Below are 13,093 nucleotides of genomic sequence, written 5' to 3'. Positions count from 1 at the left end.
TCGTTGTGGTTGCTCGCGCCCACGCGGCGGAGCCGCACAGGAAAAACGCCCCGCGCCCCTTTGGGGCGCGATCACGCGGCCCTCAGCCCTCCAGCAGCCGCTGCCCCACGTACTCCCCCTCCGCACAGCCGCCCGGCACCGCGAACAGCGCACTCGACTCGTGCCGCAGGAAGCGCGACAGGCCGTCGCCGCGGTCCAGCTTCCGCTGCACCGGCACGAACCCCTTGAGCGGGTCCGCCTGCCACGCGACGAACAGCAGGCCCGCATCCGGTGCCCCGTCGTCGCGGAAGCCGTCGTGGTACGAGAAGGCGCGGCGCAGCATGGCCGCCCCCCGGTTCGAGGCCGGTGCGGCGACCCGGATGTGCGCGTCCCCCGCAATGGCCAGCGAACCGTCCGGACCCAGCTTGTCCAGGTCCACCGGGGTGGTCTCGGTGCCGCCGGACAGCGGTGCGCCGTCCGACTTGCGGCGGCCGATCACCTTCTCCTGCCGGTCCAGCGACAGCTGCTCCCAGCTGTCGAGGAGCATCCGGATGCGCCGGACGACCGCGTACGAGCCGCCCGCCATCCAGGCGTCCGCGCCCTTGCGGTCGTCCGGGACGAACACCTTGGCCGCGAAGTCCCCGTCCGACGTCTTGGGGTTGTTGGTGCCGTCCACCTGGCCCATCAGGTTGCGGGCGGTCATCGGCCGGCCGGTCGCGCCCGGTGTGCGGTTGAAGCCGTTCATCTGCCAGCGCAGCCGTGCCGTGCCGTCCGCCTGCTTCTGCAGCAGCCGCAGGGCATGGAAGGCGACGAGGCCGTCGTCCGCGCCTATCTGCACCCACAGGTCGCCGTCGCTGCGCTTGGGGTCGAGCGCGTCGGCCGTGAAGGCCGGCAGGGGCTCCAGCGCGGCGGGCCGCTTCCCGGTCAGGCCGGTGCGGTCGAAGAAGGTGCGTCCGAAGCCGAAGGTGACCGACAGGGACGACGGCCCGGCGTCCAGGGCGATGCCCGTGTCGTCGCCCTTGGGCGCCCGGCCCGCCATCAGTTCGGCTGCTGTATCCGACCAGCGGCGCAGCAGTGCGGCAGCAGCCTTGCGGTCGGCGCCGGGTGCCAGGTCGAAGGCCACCAGATGGCCGTGGGCCTGCGCCGGATCGGCGATGCCGGACTGGTGCGTGCCGTGGAAGGGCAGGGCGGCCGTGCCGACCCCGGACAGCGGCGCGACATCGTCCCGCAGGGCCTCCGCCCCGAACGCGCCGCCCGCGCCGCCGACCACGAGACCGGCGGCGCCCACGGCGCCCGCGGTGCCGAGCAGGCGTCGGCGCGAGAGAGCGGGCTGTGCAATGTTCGTCTGACCGGTCTTGCTCTTCTGCTCGACCTTGTCTGTCGTGTCTGCCATCAGTTGATCTTCACGTTCCCGGTCTCGGTGACCTGGTCGATGTCGGAGGTCCGTACGGTCAGGGTGAGTTGCCACGTACCGGCCATCGGCAGCTGGAAGCCGGCGGCCTGCCAGCGGCCTGCGGACTGCCGCTGCAGGGTGGTGCGCAGCGGGCCGATCGCCTTGTCCTTCTCGGTGAACGAGACGTCCAGCTCCGGGACGTCGGCCGGCTTGCCCGAGGCGTCGGTCAGCGTGACGTCGACGGTGTTGGCGCCGGCGCGTGCCGGGCCGACGGTGATCACGGCGGTGCCGCGGCCGTTCGGGCCGCCTGTGTCGTAGGGGATCGTCACCTCGGCCGGGCCCGCCGGGGCCGGTGCGGTGCTCCCGGCGGAGCCCGCCTGCCGCTGCTCGGTCTCCGCCCGGCCGGGCTGGGTGCCGGTCAGCACGGTGGTGACGGCGAGCAGGACGACCGCGACCGCGGCCTCGGCGAGCACGGCGCGCCGCAGCCCGGTGCGGCCGGTGTCCGCGTCGCGTTCCCGCCTTCCGGCCGCCCTGGCGAGTGCGGCCTGCTGCCGGGCGAGCTGTGCGGCGCGCTCGGGGGAGGCGCCGGACTGTGCAGCGGGCACCTTCGCCTTGGCGGCAGCCTTCCTCGGCTCCTTCTTCGGCTCCCTCCGCTCGTCCGTCAGCCGGCCCGTCCACCGCCGCGAGACGGACGCGACGGCCACCATGACGGCGACCAGGCCGACCTTGACCAGCAGCCGGCGCCCGTACTCCGTGCCCGTCAGCGCGTCCCACGAACCGACCTGCCGCCAGGACTGGTAGAGCCCGGTGGCCACCAGCACGCAGACCGACGTGAACGCCAGCCGGGAGAAGCGCTGCACGCCCGCACGCCGCACCGGCTCACCGGACCACAGAGAGGCCAGCAGTGCGGCAAGACCGCCCAGCCACACCGCGACGCCCAGCAGGTGCACGACGTCGACCGGCATCGCCAGCCACGACTGAAGCCCCTGTGACGCGTGCTCGGCCAGCGCCCACGTCGCTGCCAGCCCGCCCGCGACGAGCGTGCCGCCGACGGCCAGCCCGTAGGCCACACCGCGCCGCTCGGCGAGCGCCTGCGCCGAACAGCCGTTCCGCGCACCGCTGTCGGCGTAGGTGCCGAACAGCACGGCCAGGAACACCGCCGCCGCGCTCAGCAGCAGCAGCCGGGACAGCAGTGCCGCGCCCGGCTTGGTGGACAGGGCGTCGCCCAGCAGCGACAGGTCGAGGACGGATCCCATCCCCTTGCCGCCCGTGTACGCGCCGCGCAGCAGCAACAGCACCGTGGTGGACAGGAACAGCGCGATCCAGCCGCCCACCGCGACCCGCTGCACAGACCGCGAGGAACGGCACACACCGGCGAACACGCAGCCGCCGACCAGCAGCACGAAACCGCCGTACGCGGTGTACCGGCCGATGCCGTAGAACGTGCCGACCGCAGGGTCGGTGCCGGCGGTCGCCGACTGCGTGGTCACCGTCGTCTTCGACGGTGCTCCGACGGAGAAGGTGAACGCCCCGGCCACCGGATGGCTGTCCGCGGAAACCGCCTGCCAGGCCACCGTGTACGTGCCGTCGGCGATCCCGGCCCGTACCGCCACCGCCGCCGTGTCGGACTTGCCGTCCAGGTGTGCGGGCCTGCCCTCGTCGACGCGCTTGCCCTGAGGGTCCAGGACGCGCAGCGAGTCGGCGTTCAGCAGCACGCCTTCGGAGAAGGTGAGCTTGATCTGCTGCGGTGCGACGGGCACCACCGACCCGTCCTTCGGGTCGGTGGAGACGAGCGCGGCATGCGCCGACGCGGTGCCCGCACCCAGGCTCAGCGCGCACAGCAGCGCGGCGAACAGGGTGCCCAGCAGTGTCACGGTGCGCCGGGCGGCGGTGGCCTGGATCGTCATCGCAACGTCAGCTCTTGGGGCGGTAGGTGGCGGATTCGACGGGCACCTGGACCTTGATGGATGCCGACGTGGCGAAGTGCAGCGTGAATTCGATCTTCTCGCCTTCCTTCGGCTTGTGCGCCAGCTTGCCGAGCATCAGATGCGTACCGCCGCGCGACAGCGCGAGCTCGCCCTTCGCGGGCACCTCCAGCTGCTCGGCGTGCTTCATCTGCTCGCCCTCGGTGGTGTGCAGGGTGACGTCCTGCGAGAGCGGGCTGGTCACCTTGGTGAGGGTGTCGGCCTTGCCGCCGTCGTTCTTGACGGTGAAGTACGCGGCCGCCATGTCGTCCATGGCGGGCTGCGGCATATAGGCGCCGCTCACGGACAGTTCGGCCTTCTGCGACTTCTTCTCCGCATCGCAGCCGGTGACCGCGAGGAGCCCTCCGGCGAGCAGCAGCGGAAGGGCGGCGGCGGTGGCGACGGTGGTCCTGCGCATCACGGGTTCTCCCCCTTGACGATCTTCGGGAGATCCTGGGCGTACTGGTCGGCGGTGGTGGACGAGGTGTAGATCCAGTGGGCCGCGTCGTCCTTCGGCGAGAAGCCGACGACCTCGGCGCCGTGGGAGACGGTCACCGAGCCGTCCTTCTCCTTCTTCGGCTTCTCCACCAGGATGCCGAGCGGCTTGGCGGCGGCCTGGATGGTGTCGAAGTCACCGGTCAGGCCGACGATGTTCTGACCGCCCTGTGCGTCGAGCCACTCGCGCATGCGCTTGGGGGTGTCGCGCTCGGGGTCGGTGGTGACGAAGACGACCTGGAGCTTCTCCTGGTCCTCCTTGGACAGCTTCTTCGTCGCGGCCGCTATGTCGGAGACGACCGTCGAGCAGACGTCCGGGCAGTAGGTGTAGCCGAAGTAGAGCAGGACCGGACGGCCCTTGGTCTCCTTGGCGAGCTCGTACTTCTTGTCCGACGTGTCGGTCAGGACGAGGTCCGGCTTGTCCTTCGGGGTGTCGAGCGTGATCGCCGCCTTCTTGGGCTCGGCGGAGACGTCGGCGGCGGGCTTGTCGCCGCTGCCGGAGGAACCGCCGCAGGCGGTCAGGGTGAGCGCGGCGGCCATGGCCAGGGCCGCGCCCAGGAGCTTGGTGCGCATGTGTTCTTCCCGGGGTCGGCCGGGCGGGCCCGCGGCGGGCCCGCCCGGCGTGAGGCGGACGGCTGTGCGGGTCAGGAGGCGTCGGCGGTCCTGCGGCGACGGCCGGCGAACACGCCGTAGGCGACACCGGCCGCGCCGAGGGCTATGCCGGCGCCGCCGAGGGCACGGGCGGTGGTGTCCGAACCGGAGCCGGACTTCTCGGCGGGGGCAGCGGCCGCGGGCTTGTCGTCGGTCCTGGCGCCCGCCTTGTCGACGAGCTTGAGCACCGGGGCCGGGTGCTCCGGCTCCTGGCCGCCCGGCTTCGAGGCGTCGATCCAGCGCACGACGTCGTCGTCGGAGTAGGTCTGGAGCGCCTTGAAGGTCAGCTGGTCGGCGTCCTTGGGCAGCGGCCCGACCGACAGCGGGAACTGCTGGAACTGGCCCGGGTCGATCTTGCCGCCGGACCAAGTGATCTTGGTGACGGCCTCGTTGACGGTCTCGCCGTGCATCTGCACCGGCTTGTCGAGCTTCGACTTCTCGACCTTGATGTCCCAGCCCGGCACGGGCTGCGGCATCACCGAGGTCAGCGGGTGCTGCGGGTCGAGCGTGAGCTCCAGCTTGACCGTCGAGGCGTTGTCCTTCTCGTTCGGCACCTTGAGGGCGATGGTGCCGTAGCCGCCCTTCTCGGCCGTGCCCGGCTGCACGCTCACGTGCGCGAAGGCGGGGGAGGCGAGCAGCAGCACGCCGCCCGCGGCGACACCGGCGGCGAGGGGGAGACGGCGGCGGAACCGGGACACGGCAGAGGTTGGGTTCATGGGATGACACTCCACAGGCAGGAGGGACGAGAGAGGTGTTCGGCGCGCGTGCGGCAGCAGCGCGGACGCCCTCCCGTCGTAAGTGCCGGAGTGCGCCGCGTCGTCAGGCCGCGAGGGCGAAGCGCGGCGGTCCCCGCCTGATCACGAAGTGCTGGAGCTCCGGCTCGCGGGCCGGACGCTCGTCGTCCTCGCGCGCGTGCCGGACGGACGGCACCTCACGGGCCCCGGCGGCCGGGTGCACCAGCGACCGTACGAGCGCCAAGGCGGCGCGCAACGACCGTATGAGCGCCGCCTCCGCGACACCCTGCGCCCCCTGGGCCGACAGCTCCAGCGCCCGCCACAGCGCGGCCTCGCCGCGACGCAGCACCCAGCCCAGCACCACGGCCGCGACGACGTGGCCGAGCAGCATCGGGAGGGAGGCGGGAAGGACGTGCGCGAGGAGCTCGCAGGGGCCGGACGCGCCGGAGCCGCCCGGGGTCCCCATGGACATCCCGTCCATCGGCGCCGCCCCCGGCACATGGGCCGCGGGGTCGAACCCGGCGTCGGAGATGACCTGCCGCGCCTGGGCGGCGGTCATCCGGTGCGGCTGGTTGCACACCAGCTGCGCCGCGAAGTCGATCAGCCGTCCGTCGGAGCCGGCCTGCTGCCGGACCTCCTCGGCGCCCTGCTGCCCGAGCCCGAACAGCGTGTGCAGCGCGAGCTGGCCCACGGCCAGCAACGCTGCTATCCCCGGCAGCGAGCGCTCCCGGCCGGCCAGCAGCACGGCCACCGCGAAGACGGCCGCGCCGCCCGCGCCCAGCGTCCACAGCGGCACGCCCGCGCAGGAGGCCAGCACGTGCCCGCCCGCGGACAGCAGAACACAGACCGCGGTGAACACCGCGGCCCGTATCAGTCGCAGATCCGCGCCGGCGCGCGCGACGGGGTGAGGCATGGCTGCGCCATCATCCCACCGCGACCGCCCCCCACCCACGGCGGGTGTCCGGATTTCCACCGCGGCTGTCCGGATCCTCCTCACCGGAGCCATACACCGCAGGACCGCCTCCGCGCATCGGCCGAATGAGCGGACTCACACGCCCGGCAGGCTTACGAGAGGCCTGTCCCGGCTATACGTATCGGTATGTCGAGCCGCAGCCAGGAGGCTGAGCATGAGCATTTGGTGGTCACTCCACTTGCGGCGCGAGGCTGCGAGCGTTCCGCTCGCCAGGCGCCTGCTGATCGGTGCCATGGAGACGGCCGGAGTCGATCCCGATACGTCCTACGACCTCGCTGTGGCGCTCAGCGAGGCCTGTGCCAACGCCGTCGAACACGGCGGTGACTCCTCACCCGGCTATCGCGTCACCGCCCTGATCGACGGGGACACGTGCCGCATCGAGGTCACCGACTCGGGCCCCGGCTTCACCGGCGGAGGCCCCCGCTCCACGGCCCGCCCTCATCCGGCGTGCCACCCCCGCCCGCAGACCCCGGTGTCCGTCCAGGACGAACACGGCCGGGGTCTTTTTCTGATCGCCTCCCTCACCGATCACGTCCGTGTCCGCAACCGCCCCGGGCGCCAGGGGGCGGTCGTCAGCTTCGACAAGATCCTCAAATGGAGAGAGGGCGGTCCGCCGGCGGCCGCCCTGCTGCGCGCGTCCTGAGCACGGCGGACGTCCTGCGCCACACCCCCGCCACGACGGCCGCGAGCCCCACCAGCAGGGCGCTGACCCACAGGGGCGAGCGGTGGCCGAGGCCGCCGTCGAGAGCGAGGGCGCCGATGGACGGGCCGGCCGCGGCGCCCACGTTGAGGGCGGCCGTGGCGAACCCGCCGGCCAGGGTGGGCGCTTCACCGGCCGCGTAGAGCGCCTGCGTGACGAGCGTGGAGCCGACGCCGAACGACAATGCGCCCTGGACGAAGACGAGGACGGAAGCGGCCACCGGGTTCCCGGCCGTCAGCGCGAAGACGACCCAGCCGACGAGCAGGGCCGCACCTCCGGCCACCAGGACCTGCGCAGCCCGCGTGTCGGCCAGCCGGCCGCCGGCCGTGACACCGGCGAACGACCCCAGACCGAAGAGGGCGAGCAGGGCCGGCACCCACGTGTCCGCGACGCCGGTGACATGGGTGAACAGCGGCGCGAGGTAGGTGAAGCTGCAGAACGTCGCGCCGTTGACGAGAGCGCCCAGGAGCAGCGTCACCAGCAGCCGCGGGCGGCGCAGCGCCCGTAGTTCCCGGCGTGCGCCGGGCACCGCGCCGGCGGGGGCGTCGTCCGGCACCGAATGCAGCACGGCGAAGACGGCCGGCACCGACAGGACGACCACCGCCCAGAACGCCGAGCGCCACCCCCAGAACTGGCCGAGCAGCGCACCACCCGGCACGCCCACGACGCAGGCGAGGGTCACCCCGCCGAGCAGGACCGAAGTGGCCCGGCCCTTGGCGTCCGGCCCGGCCACGGCGGCCGCGGTCGCCACGGCGACGGCCAGGAAGCCGGCGTTGGCCAGGGCTCCCACGACCCGGGTGACCAGCAGGACCGCGAAGCTGCTGGTCAGCGCACCGGCGATGTGCACGACGAGGAAGGCGATCAGGAAGGCCGACAGGGCGCGGCGCCTGGGCCAGTGCATGCTCAGCATGGCCATCAGCGGCGCGCCGATGATCATCCCCACGGCGAATGCCGAGGTCAGCGTGCCGGCCGTACCGATGGAGACACCCAGGTCGGCTGCGATGTCCTCCACGAGGCCGGACAACATGAACTCGGACATCCCCTGGGCGAAGACCGCCAGTCCGAGCAGGTACACGAAAAAAGGCATCGCGAAAAAGCGCGTCACAGAAAAACGCGTCACGAAAAAACGCATGCGGAAGAGAACCGTCCAGTCGGGCGTGCGCCGGGCGCACGGAAGACGAGCCACGGAGGAAGAAGAACGGGAACCGGTGGCTAGCGTCTGTTCGACTCGGGACTGGACATGGGTGCACGGTAGGCACTCCCGCCACGTCAAGTCCACCGATTTTCGGCGCACTTCGGGCCCGGTGCCCCTGGACGCACAGGAGCCGCGGCCCGCTCGTGCGGACCGCGGCTCCCGGGAAACGGACGGGTCAGCCCTTGAGCCCCGCCATCCACGCCTCGACGTCCGCGGACGTGCGCGGCAGCGCGGCGGAGAGGTTCCGGTTGCCGTCCTCGGTGACGAGGATGTCGTCCTCGATGCGGACCCCGATGCCGCGGTACTCCTCCGGCACGGTCAGGTCGTCGGCCTGGAAGTACAGGCCGGGCTCGACGGTGAGGACCATACCGGGCTCCAGGACACCGTCGACATAGGTCTCGGTGCGGGCGACCGCGCAGTCGTGGACGTCCAGGCCGAGCATGTGGCCGGTGCCGTGGAGGGTCCAGCGGCGCTGCAGGCCGAGTTCCAGGACGCGGTCGACCGGGCCCTCGAGCAGGCCCCATTCGATCAGCTTCGCGGCGAGGACGCGCTGGGCGGCGTCGTGGAAGTCGCGGTACTTGGCGCCGGGGCGGACGGCCGCGATGCCGGCCTCCTGGGCCTCGTACACGGCGTCGTAGATCTTCCGCTGCAGCTCGGAGTAGGTGCCGTTGATCGGCAGAGTCCGGGTGACGTCCGCGGTGTAGAGGGTGCGGGTCTCCACACCGGCGTCCAGGAGCAGCAGCTCCCCGGAGCGGACCGGGCCGTCGTTGCGCACCCAGTGCAGGGTGGTGGCGTGCGGGCCGGCGGCGCAGATGGAGCCGTAGCCTATGTCGTTGCCCTCGACGCGGGCCCGGAGGAAGAACGTTCCTTCGATGTACCGCTCGCTGGTCGCCTCGGCCTTGTCGAGGACCTTCACGACGTCCTCGAAGCCGCGGACCGTGGAGTCCACCGCCTTCTGCAGCTCGGCTATCTCGAAGGCGTCCTTGACCAGGCGCTGCTCGCTGACGAAGACCCTCAGCTCCTCGTCGCGCTCGGCGGTGACCTTGTCGGTGAGGGCCGCCTCGATACCGGCGTCGTGGCCGCGGACGACGCGGACGGGGCCGGTGGCCTCGCGCAGCGCATCGGCGAGCTCGCGCACGTCGCGGGCGGGGATGCCGAGCAGCTGCTCGGCCTCGCCGAGGCTGTGCCGGCGGCCGACCCAGAGCTCGCCCTGGCCGTCCAGCCAGAACTCGCCGTTCTCGCGGTCGGAGCGGGGCAGCAGGTAGACCGTCGCCTCGTGGCCCTCGCCGGCCGTCGGCTCCAGGACCAGGACACCGTCCTCGGTCTGGTCGCCTGTGAGGTACACATACTCGGTCGAGGCGCGGAAGCTGTACTCGGTGTCGTTCGAGCGGGTCCTCAGGTTGCCCGCCGGGATCACCAGGCGCTCACCGGGGAACCGCGCGGAGAGCTCGGCGCGGCGCTTCGCGGTCTCCGCCGCCTGGGCTATGGGCTGCAGGTCGCGCAGTTCGGTGTCGGCCCAGCCGGACTTCATGTTGGCGGCAAGCTCGTCGGAGACGGCCGGGTAGAGGCCGTTCTTCCGCTGCTTGATCGGCTCGTCACCTTCGGGGTTCTCGGGCGCGGGCTGCTCGGTCACTGCATTTCCTCCTCGAACGGGGCCGCGTTCCATCGTATGTGTGGCGGAAAGCGGGCGAGGAGGACTGTGCTCCATCGGACAGTGTGGATTTTCCGTTCGGAGATCACTCGAAGTGGGCGACGAGCAGGACGATGTCCTCGGCGTGCTCGGGGTCCCGCTCCCCGGTACCCGCCGTGCCGCCCTCCGGCAGGACGGCGCGCAGGACGTGGTCCGCGATGGCCTCCGGGTCGTGACGGGCGGCCCGGGGGACGCTCGCGGCCGCCCGCTGCAGCCGGGTGAAGGCGCGGTCCATGGCGTCGCCCGTGCGGTGCAGCAGACCGTCGCTGTAGAAGAGGAGCGTTTCTCCGGGTGCCGGTTCGATTTCCACGCTGGGCGCCTCCCAGCAGGCGAGCATGCCCAGCGGCGCCGAGAGCGAGGTCTCCACGTACTCGGCCCGGCCGTCGCCGATGATCAGCGGCGAGCAGTGCCCGGCGCCGGCCACGACGACCTTGCGCGCGGCGGGCTCGCAGTAGGCGAAGAGCGCGGTGGCGGCCCAGGAGGGCTCGGTCAGCCGCAGCAGCAGTTCGAGGTCGGAGAGGACCGCGACCGGATCCTCGCCCTCCATGACGGCGTACGCCCGCAGGGAGGCGCGCAGCCGGCCCATCGCGGCGACGGCGCCCGGACCGGAACCGGAGATACCGCCGACGGCGATGCCCAGTGCCCCCTCGGGCAGCGGCAGGGCGTCGTACCAGTCGCCGCCGCCCCCGGGGCCGGTGCGGTGGCGGACGGCGAGGCGGATGCCGGGGACCCGGGGGAGGCGGCTGGGCAGCAGTTCCTCGTGCAGGGTGGCGACGGCCTCGCGGGCGTGGGTCAGCTCGACGAGCCGGGCGAGGTGCTCGGCGGCGCAGCCGCAGTAGAGGCCGGCCAGGTGGCGCCGGCGCTCGGAGGGTTCGGCGGGCTCGTCGTAGAGCCAGACGGCCGCGCCGAGCCGGGGGCCGGGCGCCCGGCCCGGAACCGTGGGCTCCAGCGGCACCGCGTAACTGGCGGCGTAGCCCAGCCGGGCCGCGACCTCGCGGTGGCGGGGGTCGAGGCCGTCCTCGCCGGCGATGTCGGGGTGGGCCGTGCCGGAACGATTCCCTGCAGCCGGCAGGTCGTCGAGGAGCCGTACGTACCCGCCGTCGTGCGGAATCGTCTCGATGTGCCCGAGGTCCGCGCGGCCCAGCCCCAGGCCGACGGTGACGGACCGGCCGGTGCCCGCGGGCGGCTGCAGGGTGACCAGGCCGCGGCCGGCGCCGAGCAGCAGGGCCCCGGCGCGCAGCAGTTCGTGCAGGGCGGCGTCGAGGGTGGCGGTGCGCAGCAGCCGCTCGATCAGCTCCTGGAGCGTGGTGAGGTCGGAGATCCAGCCGGCGAGGCGGTCCTGGACGACGGCGTTCGGCGCGGGCGGTGCGGGAGAGGGCTCCGGGGGGTCCGGGGGCGCGGGGGCGGCGGGACCGGCGGGGGCGGAAGTGTGCGGGGGAGCAGGGGCAGGTGGATTGATTCCGGCCACTTTCGGCAGGTGGGGCGCGCTCATGGCCGGCTGCCCGGGGAGGGCCGCACGGAGGAGCGCTCGCCGCGGCCCTGACGCGCCGTCCGCCGCGCTTCGGCGGACCATGGTGACCAGGCTGTTGGTCTGCGCGTTCTGGTGAATAGCACCGCACACCCCCTGTCGTGTTGCGCGCTATCAGTGCTCCACATGTACACGCCCGGGCAAGGGGATGTCCAGCATTGGACCAGTGGGATTGGTGGTGTCTGGGAGGTTCGGTACGCCGTGAACTTTGGCCGGAAAATACTGTCGTGGCCGTGGAATTGCGATCGACTGGCTTCGCTCGAACAGCGCGTCATACCCACCCCGGTGGGTACGTACTCGGAGAAGGGCAGGGGCAGTTGGGGCCGCCCCGGAACCCGGCGGCGGGCCCGAGCGTCTCTACCGTCAACGGCCACGCCCGTCCCCGAGCGGCGTGGGGGAACCCATGCCGTGGGCGAGGGGCGCACCGGAGCAGCACGAAGCGCCATACGCGCGCCACCCCCCGCCACGTTTCACGCTCGGCCCGCGGCATGATGCGCTGCGTTGTACGCGCAGAGACCAGTGATCCATGTGGTGAGCGGCCTCGAAGGGGCCACGGCGCGTTGAGTACCGCGCCATGCAGTGCCCGTAGTGCCATGTGTTCCAAGCAGTCCCGTGCAGTCCATGCGACGGCCATGGAAGTGCCATGTAGTGCGAGACGGTTCCCGCCGCCGGGCGGGACCGGTCCTTCGGCGTTCACGGAAAGGAACGAGCGCTCATGCGCGAGATCCTCGGAAGGCGACGCAAGCTCTCCCTCCGGCGTGCCGGCCGGTCCGCGGTGCTCACCGCGGCCCTGACCTGCGCGACGGAGTGGCAGTGGCCCGTACTCCCCGGAGTGGGCCTGCAGCCGGGCATCGGCCGGGTGCGGGAGTGCGGCTGCCCGGACCCCGACTGCGCGGTCCCCGGCGCCCACCCCTTCGATCCCGGCCTGCTGGCCGCGACCACCGACGCCCGGATGGTGCGCTGGTGGTGGACGAACCGGCCCGAGGCCCCCGTCGTGCTCGCCACGGGCGGGCGGGCGCCGTGCGCGGTGAGCCTGCCGGCGGTGGCGGGGGCCCGGGCGCTGGCTGCCCTCGACCGCGCGGGCGTGCGGCTGGGCCCGGTGGTGGCGACGCCCACGCGCTGGTCCCTGCTGGTGGCCCCGTACTCGCTGGAGGTGCTCGGCGAACTGCTGCACCGCCAGGACTGGGTGCCCGGCTCGCTGCGCTTCCACGGCGACGGCGGGTACGTGGTGCTGCCGCCGTCGCCCACGGGGGCCGGCCGGGTGCGCTGGGAGCGGGCGCCGCGGCCGGACGGCAGCACGGCGGGGCCGGGTGCCGGTAACGGGCGTATGCCGCGGGCGGGTTCGGTGCGGATGCTGCGGACCGGACGGCTCGACTCCTCCGCGCGGCCCTGGCTGCCGGACGTGGCCACCCTCGTGGACGTCCTGGTGGAGAAGAGCGCGGACAGCGGCACGTCCGGCGGCGGCAGCCGGCTCGCTCACTGAGGCATCGCCGCCGCCCGTCGTCGATCGTGCGGAGGGGCAAGGGCGTTGACGCGGCCCGGGCCCGGAGCGGCCGGTTCGGAGGGCAGGTGAGAGCGCGTACGGACGGGAGACGCCCGCGCTCTCACTCGTTCGGGTGTAACCAACCCCGAGATGTCCCGGGAACGGCCGTGTGGGGTCATCAAGACCCGTTCCCGCCCGCTATGTTCGGGTGACCGGGCCTGTGTCGGGTGCCGCGCACAGCGCAGCAGGCGCCGTCGGTCCGGTCATCCGCAGGGGCGTGCCGCCGAGCCGTCCTGCGTTCAGGCTTC

11 protein-coding genes are annotated in these 13,093 nt (G+C 72.8%); 2 read left to right on the top strand and 9 right to left on the bottom strand.

Annotation, left to right across the window (positions count from 1 at the left end; genetic code table 11):
- Positions 1-82 precede the first annotated feature (82 nt).
- From efeB to HG542_RS03380, 6 genes are all read right to left on the bottom strand, one after another.
- Positions 83-1,372: an iron uptake transporter deferrochelatase/peroxidase subunit gene (gene efeB, locus HG542_RS03405; protein WP_171078502.1), complete on the bottom strand. Its 1,290-nt coding sequence runs from the start codon at positions 1,370-1,372 to the stop codon at positions 83-85.
- Positions 1,372-3,279 carry a FixH family protein gene (locus HG542_RS03400; RefSeq protein WP_171078501.1) on the bottom strand — a complete coding sequence of 636 codons (1,908 nt, stop codon included), beginning with the start codon at positions 3,277-3,279 and terminating at the stop codon, positions 1,372-1,374. Before HG542_RS03400 ends, efeB begins: the two co-directional genes overlap by 1 nt.
- A gap of 7 nt (positions 3,280-3,286) precedes the next feature.
- Positions 3,287-3,754, bottom strand: a complete 468-nt coding sequence (locus HG542_RS03395) for a copper chaperone PCu(A)C (protein ID WP_171078500.1) — start codon at positions 3,752-3,754, stop codon at positions 3,287-3,289.
- A complete protein-coding gene (locus tag HG542_RS03390) occupies positions 3,754-4,404 on the bottom strand; it encodes an SCO family protein (RefSeq protein ID WP_171078499.1) in 651 nt (216 codons plus the stop codon). The genes HG542_RS03395 and HG542_RS03390 overlap by 1 nt, the downstream gene beginning before the upstream one ends.
- A 71-nt stretch (positions 4,405-4,475) precedes the next feature.
- Positions 4,476-5,198: a YcnI family copper-binding membrane protein gene (locus HG542_RS03385; protein ID WP_171078498.1), complete on the bottom strand. Its 723-nt coding sequence runs from the start codon at positions 5,196-5,198 to the stop codon at positions 4,476-4,478.
- 103 nt (positions 5,199-5,301) lie between these two features.
- Complete coding sequence (locus tag HG542_RS03380; protein ID WP_171078497.1) at positions 5,302-6,129, bottom strand: hypothetical protein; 828 nt, start codon at positions 6,127-6,129, stop codon at positions 5,302-5,304.
- Positions 6,130-6,343: 214 nt separating this feature from the next.
- Between HG542_RS03380 and HG542_RS03375 the strand changes: the two genes are divergently transcribed.
- The gene (locus HG542_RS03375) at positions 6,344-6,832 is read left to right on the top strand and encodes an ATP-binding protein (RefSeq protein ID WP_171078496.1); all 489 of its coding nucleotides are present in this window, start codon (positions 6,344-6,346) and stop codon (positions 6,830-6,832) included.
- Here the strand turns inward: HG542_RS03375 and HG542_RS03370 are convergent.
- The 3 genes from HG542_RS03370 to HG542_RS03360 all read right to left on the bottom strand — a co-directional run bounded on the left by HG542_RS03370 (position 6,780) and on the right by HG542_RS03360 (position 11,266).
- Positions 6,780-7,976 (bottom strand): Cmx/CmrA family chloramphenicol efflux MFS transporter, encoded by a 1,197-nt coding sequence (locus tag HG542_RS03370; RefSeq protein WP_171078495.1) that lies wholly within the window; start codon positions 7,974-7,976, stop codon positions 6,780-6,782. The two genes, HG542_RS03375 and HG542_RS03370, sit on opposite strands and share 53 nt — an antisense overlap.
- A 283-nt stretch (positions 7,977-8,259) precedes the next feature.
- Complete coding sequence (locus tag HG542_RS03365) at positions 8,260-9,717, bottom strand: aminopeptidase P family protein (protein WP_229922654.1); 1,458 nt, start codon at positions 9,715-9,717, stop codon at positions 8,260-8,262.
- A gap of 103 nt (positions 9,718-9,820) precedes the next feature.
- A complete protein-coding gene (locus tag HG542_RS03360; RefSeq protein ID WP_171078493.1) occupies positions 9,821-11,266 on the bottom strand; it encodes a PP2C family protein-serine/threonine phosphatase in 1,446 nt (481 codons plus the stop codon).
- A 751-nt stretch (positions 11,267-12,017) separates the two neighbouring features.
- On the opposite strand from HG542_RS03360, the gene HG542_RS03355 reads away from it, so the two are divergent.
- Positions 12,018-12,785 carry a bifunctional DNA primase/polymerase gene (locus HG542_RS03355; RefSeq protein ID WP_171078492.1) on the top strand — a complete coding sequence of 256 codons (768 nt, stop codon included), beginning with the start codon at positions 12,018-12,020 and terminating at the stop codon, positions 12,783-12,785.
- Positions 12,786-13,093: the final 308 nt, after the last annotated feature.

Source organism: Streptomyces morookaense (assembly GCF_013030945.1).
GTDB lineage: Bacteria > Actinomycetota > Actinomycetes > Streptomycetales > Streptomycetaceae > Streptomyces > Streptomyces morookaensis.
Note: the sequence above shows the minus strand (reverse complement) of the source record. Positions and strands in the feature narration are given on the sequence as shown.

Coding starts and splice junctions, on each gene's coding strand:
- HG542_RS03390 (WP_171078499.1), bottom strand. CDS start 4,404: ATGCGCACCAAGCTCCTGGGCGCGGCCCTGGCCATGGCCGCCGCGCTC.
- HG542_RS03370 (WP_171078495.1), bottom strand. CDS start 7,976: ATGCCTTTTTTCGTGTACCTGCTCGGACTGGCGGTCTTCGCCCAGGGG.
- efeB (WP_171078502.1), bottom strand. CDS start 1,372: ATGGCAGACACGACAGACAAGGTCGAGCAGAAGAGCAAGACCGGTCAG.
- HG542_RS03395 (WP_171078500.1), bottom strand. CDS start 3,754: ATGCGCAGGACCACCGTCGCCACCGCCGCCGCCCTTCCGCTGCTGCTC.
- HG542_RS03385 (WP_171078498.1), bottom strand. CDS start 5,198: ATGAACCCAACCTCTGCCGTGTCCCGGTTCCGCCGCCGTCTCCCCCTC.
- HG542_RS03360 (WP_171078493.1), bottom strand. CDS start 11,266: ATGAGCGCGCCCCACCTGCCGAAAGTGGCCGGAATCAATCCACCTGCC.
- HG542_RS03375 (WP_171078496.1), top strand. CDS start 6,344: ATGAGCATTTGGTGGTCACTCCACTTGCGGCGCGAGGCTGCGAGCGTT.
- HG542_RS03355 (WP_171078492.1), top strand. CDS start 12,018: ATGCGCGAGATCCTCGGAAGGCGACGCAAGCTCTCCCTCCGGCGTGCC.
- HG542_RS03400 (WP_171078501.1), bottom strand. CDS start 3,279: ATGACGATCCAGGCCACCGCCGCCCGGCGCACCGTGACACTGCTGGGC.
- HG542_RS03380 (WP_171078497.1), bottom strand. CDS start 6,129: ATGCCTCACCCCGTCGCGCGCGCCGGCGCGGATCTGCGACTGATACGG.